Below are 20,207 nucleotides of genomic sequence, written 5' to 3' on the forward strand. Positions count from 1 at the left end.
TCATGGCGGCGTTCCCCCGTGTCAGCGCGACCCGTCGATCAGCAGCAGGCGGCCGGCGGCGCTTTCGATGGCTTGGGCGGCGGCGTCGATGCGGGCGGCGAACAGGCCTGCGGCGATGGCGGCGGGGATGGCGACCAGAAGGCCCGCGGCGGTGGTCAGCAGCGCCTGCCAGATGCCGCCCGCGAGGACAGAGGCATTGGCCGCGCCCTGGGCCAGTTCCAGTTCCTGAAACGACTGGATCATGCCGAGAACGGTGCCGAGCAGGCCGAGGAGCGGCGAGACCATGGCGATGAGCTCCAAGAGGCGGATGAGGGAGTTCATGCGGCTCACCTCCTCATTGCCGCGGCGCTGCAGCTCGTCCTGCAGGAGCGGGCCGCGCAGGCCCTCCTGCAGGGCCTGCATGGCGTAGGTCATGACGCGGTCTGCGGGGGATTTGCCGCCCGCAATGCTGTCCTGCGCCTGCTTGCGGTCGCCGTCCTTCCATTGGGTCAGCGCCTGTTCGCGGGCGGTGGCGCCGGAGCGCACCGGCCAGAGCTGGATCAGTTTGACGGCAATCACCGTCAGCGACAGAAGCGACATCAGCGCCAGAGTCACGATTACTGGCCCGCCGGTGCCGAGCATATCCCAGGTGCCGGCCATGGCTTATTTCACCAGCTGCGCGGCAGCGCGGGAGCTGAGTTCAAGGATTGGGAAGCAGTCCATCTGATCCTCGTTCTGGGGCTGGCAGGAGGTGATGTCGTGCAGCAGGATCTCGGAGATGTTGCTGCAGGATATCTCCGGGATCTCGAACAGTTTCAGGGTGGTGCGCTGGACGGGCAGGGGGGCCGCGTCGATCGACAAGAGGCGGTCGATCACCCCGTTGCCATCAAGGATGGCCAGCGACATCTCGAAACCTTCAAAGCTTTTGCCGGTCTGGTTGCGGAACAGGAAGAAGGCGCGGCAGCCGCCGCCCTCGATCTCCTCGGTCTTGTTCAGCTCAACGTGCAGCGGGCCGGTTTCCGCGGCGGCGGTGATCGGCAGGCAGATCAGGGCAAGGGCAGTCAGCAGACGGGTCAGGGGCATCACGGTCTCCGGGGTCCGGTGGGATGCCCAGCCCGCAACCGCTGCGGGCCGGGCTGTGTTCTGGGTCAGACCAGGGCGGTCAGGGCCTTTTCGATCTTGTCCATTGCGTCGCGGGCGGAATCGAGGTCGCGGCGTTTCAGGTGGCGGGCGGCCACATGCAGGGCGCGGCCCAGCCGGTCGCGGACCTTGCCGGGCGCGCGGGCGACATTGGCCTGCAGCGACTGGGCGCGTTTGACCTGGGCACCGAGCGAGCGCTGGTCCATCTCGCGCTGGCCGCGCTTCATCGACTTGGCTTCGTCCTCGCGGTCGGCGCCGATGCGGGCGACGGCGCGTTCGATCACCACGATCATGGTTTCGGCCTCCTGCAGGCGGCCGTCGTTGATCAGGCTGACGGATTTGGCCAGCGCGCGTTTCAGTTTCAGCTCCAGGGGCCCGGGCGCCAGGCCGATACGCGGTTGGATCCGTTTCAGGCGGCGTTTCAGCGGTGCGATGGCCTTGGCGTCGATGCCGGAGGCGTCAATGTCGGAGGCGTCTTCCTCTGTCACCTGGCTCTCGGAGGCCTCGGGCTTGAGACTGTCCAGGAGGTTGCCGCCGTCGTCGTAGAACAGCACGTTGACCTTGGCCGGGTTGCGCTTGAGGAATTTCTTGAGTTCGGTGACCATGCGTTGCGGCGCGCTTTCGCAGATCATCTCCATATCGCCGGAGCGCACCACATAGGTGCCCCATGCCATGGGCGGGCCGCCCCCCTCTTTCTTCATCGGGGCCTTCAGGGTTTCCGGTTTCTTACCCGGCTGGATCATCAGGAGCGGGTCCTTGCTGGCGTCGAGGCAGAAGGCGAAACTCATCCGCTTCTTRGCCCCTTCGCGAACCATCTCTTTGACTTCCTTGCCAGAAATACGATCAATACTCATCATTCAGCCGCTATTGAATGCTTGGAAAAGGTTTGACATTAGGATGGCGATAAGGCTCTCTTGGGGTCAAGTTATTGTTTGAGGTTTCCGCAGGTTTAACCACCAGGCTCGAAAAGAGTGGCACCTGCTTTCCGTTGCGTTACCACACGGGAACGTGACCAAAAAAGAATGCACCCAGGGGGGCGAAAAACGATGGATCCTGCAGTATTGCTGCAATCCAAAGGGGATGATGCCCCTAGCGGCGAGAATCTCGAATACGATCCGGCCTTCACTGAGATGGAGCTGGCGGCTCAGCCGGGCGAAGAATCGGTGGTGGGCAACGAGACGATCGAAGCTACTGATCCTGATTACCGCGAAGTTCAGAAGAAAGCGCTGGAGGTGCTGGAGCGCAGCCACGATTTGCGCGCGGCGGTGTTTCTGGGCGATGCGCTTCTGCATTCCGAGGGGCTGCCCGGCTTTGCCGATGTGACCACCTATATCCGCGGCTGCCTGGAGGAGTTCTGGGAGACCTGCCATCCGGAGCTGGATGAGGACGATGGCGACCCGACGATGCGGATCAACGCGATTCAGGACCTGTGCGGCCAGCCGGACGGGATGGCGGGGGCGTCGCCCTTGTACCGCTCGCTGCGCCGGGCGCCGCTGAGCGAGAGCCGCGGCTTTGGCCGGTTCTGCCTGCGCGACATTGAAATCGCCGAAGGGGTGATGGCGGCGCCGGAGAGCATGGAGCATATCCCGGACAGCGCCACCATCGGCGCGGCGTTCCAGGACAGCGACGAGGAAACCGTCGCGGCGCGGCTGGCGGCGGTCAAGACGGCGGAAGAAAATGTGCGCGCGATCTCTGCCGTGTTTGATGAGCAGACGCCGGGGCAGGGGCCGGATCTGAGCGCGCTGATCAAGCTGCTGCAGCAGATCGGCAAGCGGATCGGCACCTATGCCAACTTGAGCGCAGAAGACGGCGCCGGTGAGGATGAGGCGGAAGAGGACGGCGCGGAGGATGCCGGTGCTGCGGCACCGGCGGCGGGCGGCCGTGCGATGCCTTCCGCGCCCGGGGCGATCAACTCGCCCGCGGATGTGTCCAACACGCTGGACCGCATCATCAGTTATTACCGGCGGGCGGAACCTTCCAGCCCGCTGCCGATCCTGCTGGAGCGGTGCAAAAGGCTGGTGGGGGCCGACTTCCTCACCATCATGAATGACATGGCGCCGCAGGGGGTGGAGAACGTCCACCTGATCGGCGGTATTGATGAAGACGACGACGACTGACGGACACGGGAAATTTCTGCGGCGGAAGCCGCTGCGGATCCCGTGAAAGCAAGACGAGTAAGGAGACCTAGATGGCCGGAAGTTCACAGAAATTCATTGCCCGCAACCGGGCACCAAGGGTCCAGATCGAATATGACGTGGAGCTGTACGGCGCCGAGAAGAAGGTGCAGCTGCCCTTCGTGATGGGCGTGATGAGCGACCTGGTGGGTAAATCCGAAGTGGAGCAGCCTGCAGTCGCGGACCGCAAGTTCCTGGAAATCGACGTGGACAACTTCGATGACCGGATGAAGTCGATGGCGCCGCGCGCGGCGTTCACCGTGCCCAACACGCTGACCGGCGAGGGCAACATGGCGGTCGACATCACGTTCGAGAGCATGGACGATTTCAAACCGGCCGCGATTGCCGCCAAGGTGGAGCCGCTGCGCGAGCTGCTGGAAGCGCGCACCCAGCTGTCGAACCTTATGACCTATATGGACGGCAAGACCGGCGCCGAGGATCTGATCTCCAAGATCATCCAGGACCCGAGCCTGCTGAAAACCCTGGCCGCGCAGCCGAAGCCCGGCGGCGAAGCCGACAGCGAAGAATAAGAGCGGAGGACGAAGATGGCTGAAGAAGAACTCCAGGCGGAAGCCGCTGCCGGCGAAGCCGCCTTTGGCTCTGCCGAATTCGCGAGCCTGCTGCAGAAGGAATTCCGCCCCAAGTCGGATCAGGCCAAGACTGCGGTTGAAAGCGCGGTCAAGACCCTGGCCGAGCAGGCGCTGGCAAACACCGCGCTGATTTCCGATGACGCGCTGCGTTCGATCGAGAGCATTGTGTCGGCGATTGACGCGAAACTGACCGAGCAGGTCAACCTGATCCTGCACAACGAGGAATTCCAGCAGCTGGAAAGCGCCTGGCGCGGCCTGCACTATCTGGTCAACAACACCGAGACCGATGAGCAGCTGAAAATCCGGGTGATGCCGATCACCAAGAAGGAAATGTCGAAGACCCTGAAGAAGTTCAAGGGCACGGCATGGGACCAGTCGCCGATCTTCAAAAAGATCTACACCGAGGAATTCAGCCAGCTGGGCGGCGAGCCCTATGGCTCCCTGGTGGCCGACTACCATTTCGACCATTCGCCGCCGGATATCGAGCTGCTGGGTGAAATGTCCAAGATCGCCGCCGCCGCGCATGCGCCGCTGATCACCGGCGCCAAGCCGACGCTGTTTCAGATGGACAGCTGGGCCGAACTGTCGAACCCGCGCGATCTGACCAAGATCTTCCAAACCCCGGAATATGCCGCCTGGCGGTCCCTGCGGGACAGCGAGGATGCGAAATACGTGGGCCTGGCGATGCCGCGCTTTCTGGGGCGTCTGCCCTATGGCTCCAAGACCGATCCGGTTGAGGAGTTTGCGTTCGAGGAAGACACCGCAGGGGCCGGCAGCGAGAAGTACGGCTGGGTCAACGCCGCCTATGGCATGGCGGTGAACATCACCCGTTCTTTCAAGATGTACGGCTGGTGCTCGCGCATCCGCGGCGTCGAAAGCGGCGGCACGCTGGAGAACCTGCCGAGCCACACCTTCCCGACCACCGATGGCGGCGTCGATCAGAAATGCCCGACCGAGATTGCCATCGACGACCGGCGCGAGGCGGAACTGGCGAAGAACGGCATGATGCCGCTCATCCACCGCAAGAACACCGACGTTGCGACCTTCATGGGTGCGCAGTCGCTGCACAAGCCGGCCGAATATGACGATCCGGACGCCACCGCCAACGCCAACCTGGGCGCGCGGCTGCCGTATCTGTTCGCCACATGCCGGTTCGCGCACTATCTCAAGTGCATGGTGCGGGACAAAGTCGGCTCCTTCAAAAGCCGTCAGGACATGGAGTCCTGGCTGCAGGACTGGATCAACAACTATGTTGATTTCAACGCAGATATCTCTTCGGAGAACGAGAAGGCGCGCAAACCTCTGGCCGCAGCCGAAGTGGTTGTGGAAGAGGTCGAGGGCAACCCGGGGTATTACACCTCAAAATTCTTCCTGCGCCCGCATTACCAGCTGGAGGGGCTTTCCGTCTCGCTGCGTCTGGTATCGAAACTGCCCTCGGAAAAAGGAGGCTGATTTCCCACTCCCCAGCCTTAACCAAGCATAGTGCAGTAGAGTTCTTAATATTTGAAAGGATAGCAAAATGGCTGCAAACATGTTCGTACAGATCTCGGACATCGATGGCGATGCGACCGAGGAAAACCACAAGAAGTGGATCGTGATCCAGTCGGCGAGCTGGAACGTCGAGCGCGCGGTTGAAATGACCGACCTGGGTTCCACCCAGCGGATGCACGCGAACTCCAACTTCGGCAAGATCGAGCTGACCTCGCAGATGGGCAAGGCCTCGAACGACCTGGCGCTGTCGGTTGCCAACGGCACCGTGCGCCCGGAAATCATCATGCACTGGTGCCGTTCCGGCGACAGCGCAAGCCAGGGCCTGCTGGTCTATTCGATCTGGAAGCTGAAAGACGTGGTTGTCGACAGCTACTCGATCTCGAGCAGCGAAGACGGCATTCCGGAAGAGACCTGGTCGCTGGCCTATGCGTCGATCGAGCACGAGTACAAGTCGACCGACCAGAAGTCCGGCAAGCTGAAGACCGAAGGCACCTTCAAGTGGAACGTGCAGACCGGCAAGGTCGAGTAAACCATTTGACTGGCCCCGGGCGTATTGCCGCCCGGGGTCCGTTTTTTCTGACGTATTTCCAGCATCCATCCCCGTTGCGGAGTAGAGCCCCATGACACCCGAAGAGCATTTGAAAGCTGGTGATCCCAAGGCGGCGCTGGAGGCGCTGCAAGCCAAGATCCGCGCGGATGCGAGCAATCCGAAGCTGCGGGTCTTTCTGTTTCAGCTGCTGTGTGTTCTGGGCGACTGGAACCGGGCGATTGCCCAGCTGAAGGCGGCGGCGGGACTGGACGAAGGCGCCACGGTGATGGCGCAGGCCTACCGCGAGGCGATCATCTGCGAGGTCTACCGCGAGAAGGTCTTTGCCGGTGAGAAGTCGCCGCTGATCCTGGGTGAGCCGGAGGAATGGCTGGCGCATCTGATCGAGGCGCAGAAACTGCTGGCAGCCGGCAATCCCAAGGAAGCCGCGGAGCTGCGCGCCAAGGCATTTGACGCCGCGCCCGCCAGCCCGGGCGAGGTGAACGGCAAACGGTTCGAGTGGATTGCGGACGCCGACATGCGGCTGGGGCCGGTGCTGGAAGCGGTGATCAACGGCAAGTATTACTGGTTGCCGTTTTCCAAGATCGTCGCCTTTGAAGCGGAAGAGCCGAGCGACCTGCGCGATGCGGTGTGGACGGCCGGCACGCTGACCCTGGCAGGCGGCGGAGAAGTGGCCGCGATGATCCCGACCCGTTATCCGGGCAGCGAAAAGGCTGATGGCCTGTCGATGCTGGCACGCGCCACCGTGTGGGAGGATGCCGGCGCGGAAACCTATACCGGTCTGGGCCAGCGGCTGCTGGCGATCGGCGATGAGGACATTGCCATCATGGACGTGCGCACACTCCGGATGGACGGGCACGGCGAAGAGAATGGCTGACAAGACACTGGCCGAGCGCCTGCAGCCCTCGCTGCTGGACCGGCTGACTGACAATGCGCCTGGCGACCAGAAGGAAACCCGCGAGAGCCGGGTGATTGATCTGGTGCGGCTGCGGGAAATCATCCAGCGCGATCTGTCGTGGCTCTTGAACACCCAGAATGTCGAAAGCCATTTCGATGCGGAGAAGTATCCTGCGGTGTCGGCTTCGGTTCTGAATTACGGGCTGATCGAAGTGGCGGGGGAGGCTTCGACCACCGAGAAGGCGGAAGCGATCCGGCAGTCGATAAAGCAGGCGATTGCCACCTATGAGCCGCGGATCATCGAAGGCTCTGTCGATGTGCGTCTGCAGGATGGCACCGACGCGACAGAGATGACCGTGGGGCTGGAAATCCGCGCCGACATGTGGGCGCAGCCGATGCCGCTGGAACTGTACCTGCGCAGCAAGGTTGATCTGACCACCGGCGAGGTGCAGATGGAAAGGGCCATGTGATGGATACACGGCTGCTGACCCATTATGAGAACGAGCTGAACTACCTGCGCGACATGGGCGCGGAGTTTGCGGCTGCCTATCCCAAGATCGCAGCCCGCCTGGGCATGGAAGGGGTCGAGGTTCTTGACCCCTATGTGGAGCGTCTGCTGGAGGGCGCCGCGTTCCTGACCGCGCGGGTGCAGCTGGAGCTGGAGCTGCAGTATCCGAATTTCACCTCCAACCTCTTGGAGATCATTTATCCGCATTACCTGGCGCCGACGCCGTCGATGATGATCGCGGCGTTTGAGCCGGATGTGGCGAACTCGGCGGTGAAAAGCGGCTATGTGCTGAAGCGCGGATCGACGCTGCGGTCGCGGCTGACCGAGGGCGAGCAGACGCCCTGCGAATTCCGGACTGCCGCTGATCTGACCATGTGGCCGATCCAGATCACCGAGGCGCAGTATATTGACGGCCGCGGCGAGCTGGTGGCGGCAGGGGTTGCCACCGGGTATGACGCGCGCGCGGGCATCCGGCTGCGGATCAAGCGCATTGACGGGGACCCGATCAGCAAGCTGGAGATGGACAAGCTGACGCTCTACCTGACCGGCGAGGCGGGCAACAGCTGGCCGCTGCTGGAACTGCTGTGCACCCAGGTGCAGGGGATCGTGGCGCGCTCCACCGACCGGCGGGCTGACTGGCAGCTGCCGCTGCGCAACGCCAAGGTGGTGCAGAAGGGGTTCAGCCCCGAGGAGGCGCTGCTGCCGCTGCCGCGCCGGGTCTATGACGGCTACCGGCTGCTGCAGGAATATTTCGCGATGCCGGAGCGGTTCCGCTTTGTTGAGTTGCAGGGGCTGCGCGAGGGGTTGCGGAAATCCGAGGGCAATGAGGTCGATCTCTATATCCTGCTGCGCGAGGGGATGCCGGAGATCGCGCCGATCGTGGTGCCGGAGGTGTTTAAGCTGAACGCTGTGCCCGCCGTGAACCTGTTCGAGAAACGCTGTGACCGGGTGCGGATTGCGCCGATTGATACCGAGCATCATGTGATCCCGAACCGTACCGCGGGGCTCGATTTCGAGATCTACGGATTGCAGAGCGTGGTGGGCATCAGCGGCGAGGGCGAGGACGACGTGGTGTTCCGCCCGTTCTATTCCGCCAATGATTTCACCGCCGCGGGCGAAAGCCATCCGGCCTATTACACCGTCAAGCGGCGGATGCGGCAGCGGTCGGAGAAGGAGCGTTTGCGCGGGGTGCGCAGCTCTTACCTGGGATCGGAGGTGTTTCTGACGCTGGTGGACCGGGCGCAGGCGCCCTATTCCGCCGGGCTGGAGCAGCTGGCAGTCAAGGCGCTGTGCACCAACCGCGATCTGCCGATGCTGCTGGCCACCGGCAATGACGATGTGTTCCAGCTGCCCGAGGGCGGTCCGGTCAAGAAGGTGACGCTGCCGGTGTCGCCAACCCGTCCGCATCCCACTCTGGCGCAGGGCGATACTGCCTGGCGGCTGATTTCTCACCTCAGCCTGAACTACGTCTCGATTGCCGAAACCGGCAAGGGCCAGTCGGCGGAGGCGCTGCGGGAGCTGGTCGGGCTGTACGCCCCCCTGGGCGACCGGGTGACGGAGAAGCAGCTGGAGGGCATCCTGTCGGTCAGCGCCCGGCCGATCGTGCGGCGGATGAGCGACGAGGTGCTGTCCACCGCAGTGCGGGGCCTCGAGATTACCCTGGGCTTTGACGAGAGCTTTTTCGAGGGCAGCAATATCTATGCGCTGGGGGCCGTGCTGGAGCGGTTCTTCCGCGGCTATGCCAGCATCAACTCGTTCACGGAGACCGTTCTGAAAACTGAAAAACGCGGGGAAATTGCCAGATGGCGACCGGAAAAGGGCCTCGGCCGGATGATCTGAGCCTGTATGGCCGGCTGGCCATGGACCCTGAAAAACACCACGTTTTTCAGGCCCTGCGGGTATTGGAGGCGCATTTCGATGACGCCCCGCGCCTGGGCGAAAGCCGCCGCCCGCGGCAGGACCGGCTGCGCCTGGGGCAGGAGGCGGAACTGGCGTTCCCGCCCTCGACCATTGCTGCGTTCAAACCGGCGGAAGGGGACAAGCCGGCGGTGCTGACCAACCGGTTCTTCGGGCTGTTCGGCCCGCAAGGCCCGCTGCCGCTGCATCTGACCGAATACGCGCGCGACCGCAAAAGGAACCACCGCGACCCGACGATGGTGGCCTTTGCCGATATGCTGACGCACCGGCTGATGAGTCTGCTCTACCGGGCCTGGACGCAGGGCTCGCCCGCGGTGAGCTTTGACCGGGCGGATGACCCGATGGCGCGCAAGGTGGCGTCGCTGATTGGCTACAACGGGTTCAAATTCACCAGCCGCGACGACATGCCGGACCTGGCCAAGCTGCATTTTGCGGGCCATCTGGCTAAGGGGGCCAAGAATGCCGAGGGGCTGGTGTCGATTCTGTCGGCGTTTTTCGAAGTGCCGGTTTCCTTGGAGGAATATGTCGGAAGCTGGCTGGAGCTGGAGCCGGACGACCGTTGGCAGCTGGGTTACGGCGGGCTGGGGCAGACCACCAGCATCGGAGACAAGGTGKGGAGCCGCAGTGCCAAGTTCCGCATCCGCATCGGGCCGCTGAAACTGGAAGATTATGAACGGCTGCTGCCGGGCGGTGCGGCCTTGGACCGGCTGCGCGCGATTGTGCGGTCTTATGCCGGCGATGTGCTGGACTGGGATGTGAACCTGGTGCTGGCGGGCGACGAGGTGCCGAGGGCATCCTTGGGCGGCACCACGCGGCTGGGACACACCAGCTGGGTGCGCTCGCGCCCGGATCCGGATGCGGACCAGCCGGATGTGAATGATTTATACCTGTACCCGGGATTTGGCGCCGGGGCTGAGAAGCCTGTAGAGGGAGGGATTTGAGATGACCGAGATCAGCCGCGTGGCGCTGTTTGGCAAGTTGAACAAGCTGGGATACCAGGCCGTCGAGAGCGCAACCGTGTTCTGCAAGATGCGCGGGAACCCTTATGTGGAACTGGTGCACTGGATGCATCAGCTACTGGCGCAGCAGGACAGCGACATGCACCGGATCATCCAGCATTACGACCTGGACACCGGTAAGATCGCCAGCGAGCTTACCCGGGCGCTGGACATGCTGCCGCGCGGGGCCTCGACGATTTCGGATCTGTCGGACCATCTGATGGACGCGATGGAACGCGGCTGGGTCTGGGGCTCGCTGCTGTATTCCGCGGGGCAGGTGCGCAGCGGCCATCTGCTGCTGGGCATGTTGAAGACGCCGGCGCTGCGCAATATCCTGTCCAGCATGTCGCCGGAGCTGGCGAAGATCGGCGCCGATGATCTGGCCGACAACTTCCATGAGGCCACCGATGGCTCGCCCGAGGAACGGCTGGGGGCGCAGGACGGCTCCAACGTGACCGGCGGCGGGGCGGAGCCGGGGGAGGCGTCCGGTTCGATGGCGCCGGGTGCGATGGGCAAGGGCGAGGCGCTGGAGCAGTTCTGCACCGACCTGACCGAACAGGCCCGCAATGGCGAGATCGACCCGATCGTGGGCCGGGATGAGGAAATCCGCCAGATCGTCGATATCCTGATGCGGCGGCGCCAGAACAACCCGATCCTGACCGGTGAGGCGGGCGTGGGTAAAACGGCTGTGGTCGAGGGCTTTGCGCTGCGGATCGCACGCGGCGACGTGCCGCCCGCGCTGAAGGATGTGCGCCTGCTGGTGCTGGACGTGGGCCTGCTGCAGGCCGGGGCCAGCATGAAGGGCGAGTTTGAAAACCGCCTGCGCCAAGTGATCGACGAGGTGCAGGCAAGCCCGACACCGATTGTGATGTTCGTGGATGAAACCCACACCCTGGTCGGGGCAGGCGGCGCGGCAGGTACCGGCGATGCGGCGAACCTGCTGAAACCGGCGCTGGCGCGCGGGACGCTGCGCACCATCGGCGCCACCACCTGGGCGGAGTACAAGAAATACATCGAGAAGGACCCGGCGCTGACCCGCCGTTTCCAGGTGGTCAAGGTCGAGGAACCGGGCATCCAAAAGGCGATCCTGATGATGCGGGGCATCGCATCGATGCTGGAGAACCACCACCGGGTGCAGGTTCTGGACGAGGGGATCGAGGCGGCCGTCAGCCTGTCGGCCCGCTATATCCCGGCGCGGCAGCTGCCGGATAAGTCGGTGAGCCTTCTGGACACGGCCTGTGCGCGGGTCGCGGTCAGCCAGCACGCGGTGCCGGCCGAGGTCGATGACAGCCAGCGCCGGATCGAGGCACTGACCACCGAGCTGGAGATCATCGGCCGCGACGAGACCGCAGGCTATGAGGTCGCCGACCGGCGCGAGGCGGTGGAAGCCGCGAAGGCTGCTGAGGAGGAACGGCTGGCCGGGCTGACCGAGCGCTGGGACAAGGAAAAGGCGGTGGTCGAGGGCATTCTGGAATTGCGCGCCAAGCTCCGGGAGGGGGCCGCGCCGGTGGACGCTCCGGCTGATGCCGGGGACGATGCGGCGGAGGGCGCCGCTGACAGCCCTCTGTCAGATGAAGAACGCGCCAAACTGATGCAGGAGCTGAAGGACAAAAACGCAGAGCTGGAAGCGCTGCAGGGCGACAGCGCGCTGATCCTGCCGATCGTCGATCATCAGGCGGTGGCCTCGGTTGTGGGCGACTGGACCGGCATTCCGGTGGGCCGCATGGTCAAGGATGAGATCGAGACCATCCTGAATCTGGAAGAGCGGCTGGCGCAGCGGGTGATCGGCCAGGACCACGCGATGAAGATGATCGCCAAGCGCATCCAGACCAGCCGCGCAGGGCTGGACAACCCGAACAAGCCGATCGGGGTGTTCATGCTGGCCGGTACCTCTGGTGTCGGTAAGACCGAAACTGCCCTGGCGCTGGCTGAGGTGCTGTACGGTGGTGAGCAGAACGTCATCACCATCAACATGTCGGAATATCAGGAGGCCCATACCGTCAGCTCGCTGAAAGGCGCGCCTCCCGGCTATGTCGGCTATGGCGAGGGTGGGGTGCTGACCGAAGCAGTGCGTCGCAAGCCCTATTCGGTGGTGCTGCTGGATGAGGTCGAGAAGGCACACCCGGATGTGCATGAGATCTTCTTTCAGGTGTTCGACAAGGGCGTGATGGAAGACGGCGAAGGCCGCATCATCGACTTCAAAAACACGCTGATCCTGCTGACCTCCAATGTCGGTACCGAGACGATCATGGATCTATGCTCCGATCCGGATCTGATGCCGGACCCGGAGGGTATGGCGAAAGCCTTGCGTGATCCGCTGCTCAAGGTGTTTCCGCCAGCGCTGCTGGGGCGCTTAGTGGCGATCCCCTATTACCCGCTCAGCCCGGAGATGATCGGCGAGATCACCAAGCTGCAGCTGGGCCGCATCCAGAAACGGGTGCAGGAGGCGCACGGCGTGCCGTTTGAATATTCGGACGCCGTGGTTGAAGAGATCGTCAACCGCTGCCAGGAGCTGGACTCGGGCGGGCGGATGATCGACGCGATTGTCACCAACACCATGCTGCCGGAGATTTCCAACGAGTTCCTGCGCCGCCTGATGGATGGCGCGGAGGTCGAGAAGGTCGCCATTGATGTCAAGGACGGAGAATTCACCTACGCATTCGAATGATCACACAAAACGGTAACAAGTGGGGAAGGAGTTCCTATGGTTAAACATGTTGTCATGGACATGAAGAACGTCGATGTCGGCGCTTCGGGGCTGGAGATGGTCAAGCCGCCCCAATTGTCCTTCAAGGTTGTGGTCGAACTGGACAAGAAAATGGAGAAGGGGGTCGAGAAGGACCCGCTTCTGCAACAGGAGTTTCATGCCGGTGCCAGCGAGGTCTTTGAGCAGACCCGCGACACCATCGCGAAGAAGTGCAAGGTGTTCGACAAAGCCTTTGTCGAGATGGCCAACAAGGGTGCCGACAAGAAGACGATGGAAAAGCAGCTGAAGGGGCTGAACGACGCCGTCAAGAACGACATAAAGGTCGGCGAGAAGGCGGCGGAACTGGCGGCGCAGAAGGCCTGGACGAACCTTCAGAAGAAGAAAAAGGAATGGTCCAAGTTCAAGATCAAGATCGGCGTGTCGATTGCCGGCACTCTGGCCGGTCTGGCGGTCAGCATCGCGGCGATGGCGACCTCGCCGTTTTCCGGCGGTGCGGGCGCGGCCTTTGGCATCATCGGGCTGATAAAATCCGGTGTGTCGCTGGCCAAGGACATCGGCAAACTGGCGATTGATATCAACCAGTCCAAGACCATTCTGGTGAAAAACCTGGTGGTGGTGGAAAAGGCGGCCTCCAACCCGGCTCTGAATGCCGCGAACGAGGTGTCGGCGGCGGTGTTCCAGGAATTCCTTGGCATTTCGCAGCCTTCGGTCAAAACGGTCGAGGATGCGGCGGATACCCTGAAGGCGAAATATGCCCAGATGGTCGTCAAAATGCATGACCTGTCGAAGACCCTGAACAAGATCCTGAAAGAGCAGGAAAAGCTGAAGAAGGAGTTTTTGGGTGAGGTCGGCAAGAAGCTGAAGAAACACCCGGTGAAGGACAAGAAGACACAGCTGGTGATGATCAGCAAGGCGCTGGATACAGCTCTGGCAGGCAATTATGCCGAGGTTCAGAAGGCGATCGACAAGATCCAGATTATGTACGCGGACGCCCGCGGCTGGGCCAACAATATCAAGGATCTGATGAAGCGGGTGACGGCGCTGACGATCAAGGATCCGAAGGCGCTGAAAGTGTTTCGCGAAGGGCTGAAATTCGCGGCCCTGGCGCTGTCGCCGATCGACGGCAACTCAATTGCCACCGGTGCCAAGGATCTGGCTTTGGGCGTCGGCGGCGCGGTTGGCGGCTATGCCTATGACAAGATCACCAGCAAGGTGCTGGACGGGACCGTGTTTGACGCGGCCTGAAGTTAAGAAAAGACCGCCGGGCGCAGAAGGCGCCCGGACAACTGCAAGACTGAAAGACCGGCTGGAGAAGCAACTTGGACAGCAGCGCGCAAACCGCAGAGACATTACGGGACAAGGCCCGCGAATTTGTCGAGCGCCCCTGGGTGACCAATGCCATTCTGGGCGTCATCATCTTTAACGCCATCACGCTGGGCCTGGGCACCTCTGCCGCGGTGCGGGCGCATGCGGGCGGGCTGCTGGATGTGATCGACACCACCGTTCTGGCCATTTTCGTGCTGGAGCTGGCGCTGAAGCTGTTTGCCTACGGCTGGCGGTTCTTCTCCTCTGCCTGGAATATCTTTGACCTTGTTGTGGTCTCCTTCGGCCTGTTCCCGGACAGCCAGGGCCTGTCGGCTTTGCGCGGCCTGCGGGTGGTTCGGGCGCTGCGCCTGCTGTCGGTCATCCCGCAGATGCGCGCGGTGGTGCAGGCGCTCCTGGACGCGCTTCCCGGCATGGGCGCGGTGATCGTGATGATCTCCATCGTGTTCTATGTCTTCGGTGTGATGGCGACGATGATGTACGGGCAGGCCTTTGACGAGTGGTTCGGAACGCTGGGCCGGTCGCTGTATTCGCTGTTCCAGATCATGACGCTGGAAAGCTGGTCGATGGGGATCGTGCGCCCGGTGATGGAGGAGTTCCCCTTTGCCTGGTCGTTCTTTGTGCCGTTCATTGTGATCACCGCGTTTTCGGTGCTGAACCTGTTCATCGGCCTTCTGGTCAACACTATGCAGTCCGCGGTGGAAGCCGATGCGGAGGCGGAGTTTGAGAAGCTGCGCGATCTGGTAAAGTCGGAAACGGATGTGGTCGATGCGCATGTGCTGGAACTGCATGAAGAGATCAAAAGCTTGCGGGCGGAAATTGCTCAGCTGAAAGGGCAGAGCAATGGCTGACAGCTCCCAGAAGTTCATTGCCCGGAACCGGGCGCCCAGGGTCCAGATTGAATATGACGTGGAGCTTTATGGCGCCGAGAAGAAGGTGCAGCTGCCCTTTGTCATGGGGGTGATGAGCGATCTGGTCGGCAAGTCCACGGTTGAGCAGCCCGCTGTGGCGGACCGCAAGTTCCTGGAGATCGACGTCGACAATTTCGACGAGCGCATGAAGGGCCTTGCCCCGCGGGCTGCCTTCACCGTGCCCAACACGCTCACCGGCGAGGGCAACCTGGCGGTGGATCTGACGTTTGAAAGCATGGCGGATTTCGCGCCCGGTGCGATTGCCGCCAAGGTGGACGCGCTGCGTCCGCTGCTGGAAGCGCGTACCCAGCTGCAGAACCTGATGGCCTATATGGACGGCAAGACCGGCGCCGAGGCGCTGATCGAGACGATCCTGAACGACCCGTCTCTGCTGGCGGCAGTGTCGGCGCCCGCGGCAGATGCGGATAGTGCAGCGGCGCTGGACAGCCTGCGTAATCTGGAGCTGCCGGAGGAGGAAGCGGACACCACGGGTGACGTGCTGGCCGGCCTTGCCGCAAAGGCGCCGGAGGATACGGCGCCTGAGGACACTTCTGGCGGGGTTTTGGATGCCCTGCGCGAAGTCGCGCCGGAAGCGGCGGCGCCAGAAGACACGTCCGCGGACGTGCTGGCGGACCTGAGCGCCGCGGCCCCTGCGGAAAGGGAACAGCCGGATGAGGCCGCGGAGGCCCTGGCGTCACTGGCTGCGGCGGAGGTTCAGGAGACCGCTGAGGAAGACAGTTCTGCTTCGGTGCTTGAAGGACTGGCCCAGGCGGAACTGCCGGAAGAAGAGGCCGATACCTCCGGTGATGTGCTTGCCGGGCTGTCCGCCCAGGCGCCTGAGGATACGGGGGCGGAGGATGCTGCTGCGGATGTGCTCGCAGGCCTGAGCGCCGCAGCGCCGGAAGAGGAAGATCCGGGCGACGAGGCCGGAGAGGCGCTGGCCTCGCTGGCGGGTGCTGAGGTTCCGGAAGCCGAAGAGGAGGATCAGACGGGCGCTGTTCTGGAAGGACTGGCGCAGGCGGAAATTCCCGAGGAGGCAGAAGACACTTCGGGTGATGTGCTCGAAGGGCTGGCGGCACAGGAACCGGAGGAGACGGCAGACGAGGATGCCGCCGGCGCGGCGCTTGAGAGCCTTGCCGCGGTTGAGGTGAATGAGGCGGAAGAAGAGGATCACTCTGGCGTTCTGGATGCCTTGGCGGATCTGGAAGTGCCGGAGGCAGAGGATACCGCTGCAGACGATGCGCTTGAAAGCCTGGCTTCGGTCGAGATCGGGGAGGCCGTGGAAGAGGACCATTCCGGCGTGCTGGATGCGCTGGCTGATGCGGCAGAGGATGAAGTTGAAGACACCGCGGCGGATGACGCGCTGGAAAGCCTGGCCGCTTTGGAAATTGACGAAACGGCAGAAGAGGACACTGCCGTTGCCGCCTTGGAAAGCCTTGCAGATGCGGAACTGCCGGAGGCGGCAGAGGAAGAAGACCATTCTTCGGTTCTGGATGAGCTGGCCTCGATCGAAGCGGAGGATGAGGCGGAGGATGCAGCGGGTGCCGCGCTCGAAAGCCTGGCCGCCGCTGAAGTCGAAGAGCCGGATGCGGAAGACAACTCTGACATTCTGGAGGGATTGGCCGGGCTGGAGCCGGAAGCCGGGGAAGAAGAAGACTTGTCTGGTGCCGCGTTGGAAAGCCTGGCTGCGGTGGAGGTTTCCGACGCTGAGGAAGAGGATGTATCCGGCGTTCTGAGCGGCCTGGCGGATCTGGAACAGGATGAAGAGGATGGCGGCGAAGAGGCCGCGGCGGCCCTGGAAAGCCTGGCGGAGGCCGCGGTGCCGGAGGCCGATGACGGCGACGACCCGGAGGATGTGCTGGGCGGCTTGCTGGACGATGCACCCGAAGAGGAAGACGCCGGCAGCGAAACAGAGGATGCGCTGGAGAGCCTGGCTGCTGTTGAGATGGAGAACACCGAAGACGGTGGCGCTGAGGACGTTCTTGAGGGCTTGCTGGACGCCGCGCCGGAAGACGAGCCCGAAGAAGATCTGAGCGCAGTTCTGGACAGTCTGGAGGCACCGGAAGAGACCGAGGATGCGGATGCGGCCGGCGATGTGCTGGCCGGTTTGGCAGATGACATGCCGGAAGATGACCCAGAGGATGAGACGGATCTGGATGACATCCTGGGCGGTCTTGATGTGCCGCACGACGAGGCTGGCGAAGACGATCTGAGTGCCGCGCTTGATACGCTGGAGGCGCCTGAAGAGGAAGGCGAAGACAGCGGGCTGGATGACCTTCTAGCGGATCTTGGCAGCGATGCGCCGGAGGAAGAAGCCGGGGATGACACCGCTGATGTGCTGGCAGGCCTGGCCGAGGCTGGCAGTGCAGAGGATGCAGCCAGCGGTGACGAGGATCTGGACGCGCTTCTGGGCGGCTTGGATGAAGATGAAGGTCTGGACAGCCTGCTGGGCGGTCTGGATGCAGAAGAGGACTCTGCGGACGAGGCGGATGCGCTGCTGAGTGCTGCTGCGGACGATACGGTTGCGGATGACGAGTCGGACGATGGCAGCCTGGAGGATCTCTTGGGGGGATTGGACACCGGCGAAGATGGCGATAGCGCTGATCTGGATACGCTGCTGGCAGATGATGAGGCCACCGAAGAAGACGGCGGTGACGATCTTGACGCCCTGCTGGGCGGATTGGACGAGGCCTCTGGCGAGGAGACCGGCGGCGGTGATCTTGATGATCTGCTTGGCGGTTTGGGTGACGATGGCAGTGGCGGGACCGCTGATACTGGCGAGGATGATCTGGACGCGCTTCTGGGCGGGCTGGATGAAGACGACGCCGGTGAGGACGCCAGCCTGGATGACCTGCTGGGCGATCTTGGCAGCGATGAGGAAGAAGACGGCGATCTGGACGGTTTGCTGGCGGGGCTTGGCCAAGAGGCGGAAGCCGAAGAGGCAGGTGACGCGGATAGCGCCGAAGATGACCTCGACGCGCTGCTGGGCGGGCTGGGAGACGCGGACGCGGATCTCGACAGCCTGATGGGCGGTGACGACGGGGATATGGACCTGGATGATCTGCTTGGCGACTTAGGCGGTGACGACGAGGACACTGCCGAGGCCGGCGATGATGATCTGGATGCGCTCTTGGGGGATTTGGACGAGGGCGGAGATGAACCGGCTGCGGCGGCGGCAGAGGCCTCAGAAGAGCCGGAGTTTGCCTATGGCACCATGAGCGCGGAACGGCCGGCTGCGCAGAAGCTCGAGCGCAAGCGGTTCCGGATGGCCATTCTGGGCGATTTTTCGGGCCGTGCAGCCAAGGGGCAGATCGAGACCGGCGATGCGCTGGCGGTGCGCAAGGCGATCCTCTTGGACCCCGATACGGTTGAGGATGTGATCGAGAGCTTTGCAACTGAGCTGGTGCTGCCGATCGGCAAGGACGGCGCGGGCATTGCGGTCAAGCTGGAGGATCTGGACGGGCTGCACCCGGATGAGCTGTATGAAAACGTGGAGCTGTTCTCCGAGCTGGTTGGCCTGCGCAAGCAGCTGCAGAGCGGCGCAACGGCGGATCATGCGGCAAACACGCTGAAGGCTTGGGCCGAGAAATTCGGCACTAAGGCACGGGCGCCGAAGCGGACCTCAGCCGGGAATTCGGTGCCGGCGGACAAGCGCCTGAGCGCGTTTCAGCAGCTGATCGGGGACACCGGCAACACGCTGCGCGAGGCCTCGCCGGTGGAGGAGCTGCTGGCGCGCGTCGTGGGGCCGCATATCCGGGCGCTGCCGGACCCGCAGGTGGCAGAGATGCAGAAGGCGGTGGATGAGGCGCTGTCCGATGCGATGCGGCTGGTGCTGCATCACCCGGAATTCCAATCGGTGGAAGCGCAGTGGCGGTCTCTGGATCTGATGGCGCGCTCGATCGAGACGGACGATACGCTGGATGTGATGCTCTATGACATCTCGGCTGAGGAACTGGCAGCGGACCTGGCCGCCGAGGACGACCTGTCCAAGACCGGACTGGTGCGGCTGCTGACAGAGGAGCCGCTGGACGAGGAGAACGGGCGCGGCGGCTATTCAGCCCTGATCGGGATGTATCAGTTCGAGGAAACCCCGCCGCATGCGGAGCTGCTGGGCCGGATAGCGCGGGTGGCGGCGCATGTGGATGCACCGTTCTTTGCGTCGGTCTCGCCGGCGTTCCTGAAAACACCAAAGGCGGAGCGCCCCAAGCTGGTGGCTGATGCCTGGGACACCCTGCAAGGCATGGCGGAAGCCGGGCATTTGGGGCTGGCCAGCCCGCGGTTCCTGCTGCGCCGGCCCTATGGTGAGAAAACCGATCCCTGCTATGAGTTTGATTTCGAGGAGTTTACCGAAACGGAAGGCCTGAAGGGTATGCTTTGGGCCAATCCGGTGGTGCTGGTGGCGATCCTTCTGGGCCGGTCCTTCAAGGCGCACGGGCCGTCGCTGCAGCTGGGTAAAATTATGTCTCTGGGCGGGATGCCCTATCATTATGTGAACGATAAATTCGGCGACCAGGTGGCGCTGCCTTGCACCGAGCGCAATATTGATCTGGACAAGATCGCGCTGGCACAGGAACGCGGGTTCATGGCGGTGAGTGCGGTCAAGGGGCGGGACGAGGTGCGGCTGACCTCTTTCAACTCCCTGAAGGGTGCTGAGATCCTGGGGCCCTGGACCGGATTGCCGGCGCCTGAGCCCTCGCCGCCGGACCCGCGCGGGCTGCCGAAGCCCAAACCGCCTGCCGGGGGCGGTGATGAAGACGAAGACCTGGATCTTGATTTGGATTTGGGCGGAGACGATGAGGACGATCTCGGCCTGGATGATCTTGATTTCGGAGGCGATGACGGGGATGACGATGGCCTCGGGGATCTGGATGACTTGTTGTCGTCGTTTGGGGATGACGATGATGACGACGGTGGGGATGATGATGAAATGGATGCGGACCTCGCCGCGCTTTTGGATGATTTGTGATGCGAATGTTTGAGAACACTGCCGGCGATTACCGGCCCCGTTCCCGTCGCGGAAAGGAG

Annotated in this window: 15 protein-coding genes and 1 pseudogene; 13 read left to right on the top strand and 3 right to left on the bottom strand. The window is 63.1% G+C overall.

Going from position 1 to position 20,207, the window contains the following annotated elements; genetic code table 11:
* Positions 1-21 precede the first annotated feature (21 nt).
* The 3 genes from A9D60_RS17515 to A9D60_RS17525 all read right to left on the bottom strand — a co-directional run bounded on the left by A9D60_RS17515 (position 22) and on the right by A9D60_RS17525 (position 1,973).
* A complete protein-coding gene (locus tag A9D60_RS17515; protein WP_065268778.1) occupies positions 22-639 on the bottom strand; it encodes a MotA/TolQ/ExbB proton channel family protein in 618 nt (205 codons plus the stop codon).
* A 3-nt stretch (positions 640-642) separates the two neighbouring features.
* On the bottom strand, positions 643-1,062 hold the full coding sequence (locus tag A9D60_RS17520) for a hypothetical protein (protein ID WP_065268779.1): 420 nt from the start codon (positions 1,060-1,062) through the stop codon (positions 643-645).
* A gap of 65 nt (positions 1,063-1,127) precedes the next feature.
* Positions 1,128-1,973: a hypothetical protein gene (locus A9D60_RS17525; RefSeq protein ID WP_065268795.1), complete on the bottom strand. Its 846-nt coding sequence runs from the start codon at positions 1,971-1,973 to the stop codon at positions 1,128-1,130.
* Positions 1,974-2,165: 192 nt separating this feature from the next.
* Between A9D60_RS17525 and tssA the strand changes: the two genes are divergently transcribed.
* From tssA to A9D60_RS27375, 13 genes and pseudogenes are all read left to right on the top strand, one after another.
* Positions 2,166-3,236: a type VI secretion system protein TssA gene (gene tssA, locus A9D60_RS17530; protein WP_065268780.1), complete on the top strand. Its 1,071-nt coding sequence runs from the start codon at positions 2,166-2,168 to the stop codon at positions 3,234-3,236.
* 71 nt (positions 3,237-3,307) lie between these two features.
* The gene (gene tssB, locus A9D60_RS17535; RefSeq protein ID WP_039186500.1) at positions 3,308-3,823 is read left to right on the top strand and encodes a type VI secretion system contractile sheath small subunit; all 516 of its coding nucleotides are present in this window, start codon (positions 3,308-3,310) and stop codon (positions 3,821-3,823) included.
* Positions 3,824-3,838: 15 nt separating this feature from the next.
* Positions 3,839-5,335 carry a type VI secretion system contractile sheath large subunit gene (tssC, locus tag A9D60_RS17540; protein ID WP_065268781.1) on the top strand — a complete coding sequence of 499 codons (1,497 nt, stop codon included), beginning with the start codon at positions 3,839-3,841 and terminating at the stop codon, positions 5,333-5,335.
* 79 nt (positions 5,336-5,414) lie between these two features.
* Positions 5,415-5,903: an Hcp family type VI secretion system effector gene (locus A9D60_RS17545; RefSeq protein WP_254656725.1), complete on the top strand. Its 489-nt coding sequence runs from the start codon at positions 5,415-5,417 to the stop codon at positions 5,901-5,903.
* 91 nt (positions 5,904-5,994) lie between these two features.
* Complete coding sequence (locus A9D60_RS17550; protein WP_065268783.1) at positions 5,995-6,798, top strand: type VI secretion system accessory protein TagJ; 804 nt, start codon at positions 5,995-5,997, stop codon at positions 6,796-6,798.
* Positions 6,791-7,288 (top strand): type VI secretion system baseplate subunit TssE, encoded by a 498-nt coding sequence (gene tssE / locus A9D60_RS17555; protein ID WP_065268784.1) that lies wholly within the window; start codon positions 6,791-6,793, stop codon positions 7,286-7,288. The genes A9D60_RS17550 and tssE overlap by 8 nt, the downstream gene beginning before the upstream one ends.
* Positions 7,288-9,165, top strand: coding sequence for a type VI secretion system baseplate subunit TssF (gene tssF / locus A9D60_RS17560; protein ID WP_065268785.1), 1,878 nt, complete (start codon positions 7,288-7,290; stop codon positions 9,163-9,165). Before tssE ends, tssF begins: the two co-directional genes overlap by 1 nt.
* Positions 9,129-10,184 (top strand): type VI secretion system baseplate subunit TssG, encoded by a 1,056-nt coding sequence (gene tssG / locus A9D60_RS17565; protein ID WP_065268786.1) that lies wholly within the window; start codon positions 9,129-9,131, stop codon positions 10,182-10,184. The genes tssF and tssG overlap by 37 nt, the downstream gene beginning before the upstream one ends.
* 1 nt (position 10,185) lies before the next feature.
* On the top strand, positions 10,186-12,909 hold the full coding sequence (tssH, locus tag A9D60_RS17570; RefSeq protein ID WP_065268787.1) for a type VI secretion system ATPase TssH: 2,724 nt from the start codon (positions 10,186-10,188) through the stop codon (positions 12,907-12,909).
* Between the two features lie 36 nt (positions 12,910-12,945).
* Positions 12,946-14,193 carry a hypothetical protein gene (locus A9D60_RS17575; protein ID WP_254656726.1) on the top strand — a complete coding sequence of 416 codons (1,248 nt, stop codon included), beginning with the start codon at positions 12,946-12,948 and terminating at the stop codon, positions 14,191-14,193.
* A 74-nt stretch (positions 14,194-14,267) separates the two neighbouring features.
* Positions 14,268-15,122, top strand: a complete 855-nt coding sequence (locus tag A9D60_RS17580) for an ion transporter (protein ID WP_065268788.1) — start codon at positions 14,268-14,270, stop codon at positions 15,120-15,122.
* Positions 15,115-15,612 (top strand): annotated as a pseudogene (gene tssB / locus A9D60_RS27050) (type VI secretion system contractile sheath small subunit); the annotation flags it as partial. The gene A9D60_RS17580 and the pseudogene tssB (A9D60_RS27050), both read left to right, overlap by 8 nt.
* An 870-nt stretch (positions 15,613-16,482) precedes the next feature.
* Positions 16,483-20,148: a type VI secretion system contractile sheath domain-containing protein gene (locus tag A9D60_RS27375; protein WP_368072351.1), complete on the top strand. Its 3,666-nt coding sequence runs from the start codon at positions 16,483-16,485 to the stop codon at positions 20,146-20,148.
* Positions 20,149-20,207 lie beyond the last annotated feature (59 nt).

Origin of the sequence: Leisingera sp. JC1 (assembly GCF_001679925.1) — a bacterium.
Taxonomy (GTDB): domain Bacteria; phylum Pseudomonadota; class Alphaproteobacteria; order Rhodobacterales; family Rhodobacteraceae; genus Leisingera.

Excerpts from the sequence above, each read along its gene's own strand:
- tssF (WP_065268785.1), top strand. The coding sequence starts at position 7,288 with ATGGATACACGGCTGCTGACCCATTATGAGAACGAGCTGAACTACCTG.
- tssB (WP_039186500.1), top strand. The coding sequence starts at position 3,308 with ATGGCCGGAAGTTCACAGAAATTCATTGCCCGCAACCGGGCACCAAGG.
- A9D60_RS17520 (WP_065268779.1), bottom strand. The coding sequence starts at position 1,062 with ATGCCCCTGACCCGTCTGCTGACTGCCCTTGCCCTGATCTGCCTGCCG.
- tssH (WP_065268787.1), top strand. The coding sequence starts at position 10,186 with ATGACCGAGATCAGCCGCGTGGCGCTGTTTGGCAAGTTGAACAAGCTG.
- A9D60_RS17550 (WP_065268783.1), top strand. The coding sequence starts at position 5,995 with ATGACACCCGAAGAGCATTTGAAAGCTGGTGATCCCAAGGCGGCGCTG.
- tssA (WP_065268780.1), top strand. The coding sequence starts at position 2,166 with ATGGATCCTGCAGTATTGCTGCAATCCAAAGGGGATGATGCCCCTAGC.
- A9D60_RS17545 (WP_254656725.1), top strand. The coding sequence starts at position 5,415 with ATGTTCGTACAGATCTCGGACATCGATGGCGATGCGACCGAGGAAAAC.
- tssE (WP_065268784.1), top strand. The coding sequence starts at position 6,791 with ATGGCTGACAAGACACTGGCCGAGCGCCTGCAGCCCTCGCTGCTGGAC.
- A9D60_RS17575 (WP_254656726.1), top strand. The coding sequence starts at position 12,946 with ATGGTTAAACATGTTGTCATGGACATGAAGAACGTCGATGTCGGCGCT.
- A9D60_RS17515 (WP_065268778.1), bottom strand. The coding sequence starts at position 639 with ATGGCCGGCACCTGGGATATGCTCGGCACCGGCGGGCCAGTAATCGTG.
- tssC (WP_065268781.1), top strand. The coding sequence starts at position 3,839 with ATGGCTGAAGAAGAACTCCAGGCGGAAGCCGCTGCCGGCGAAGCCGCC.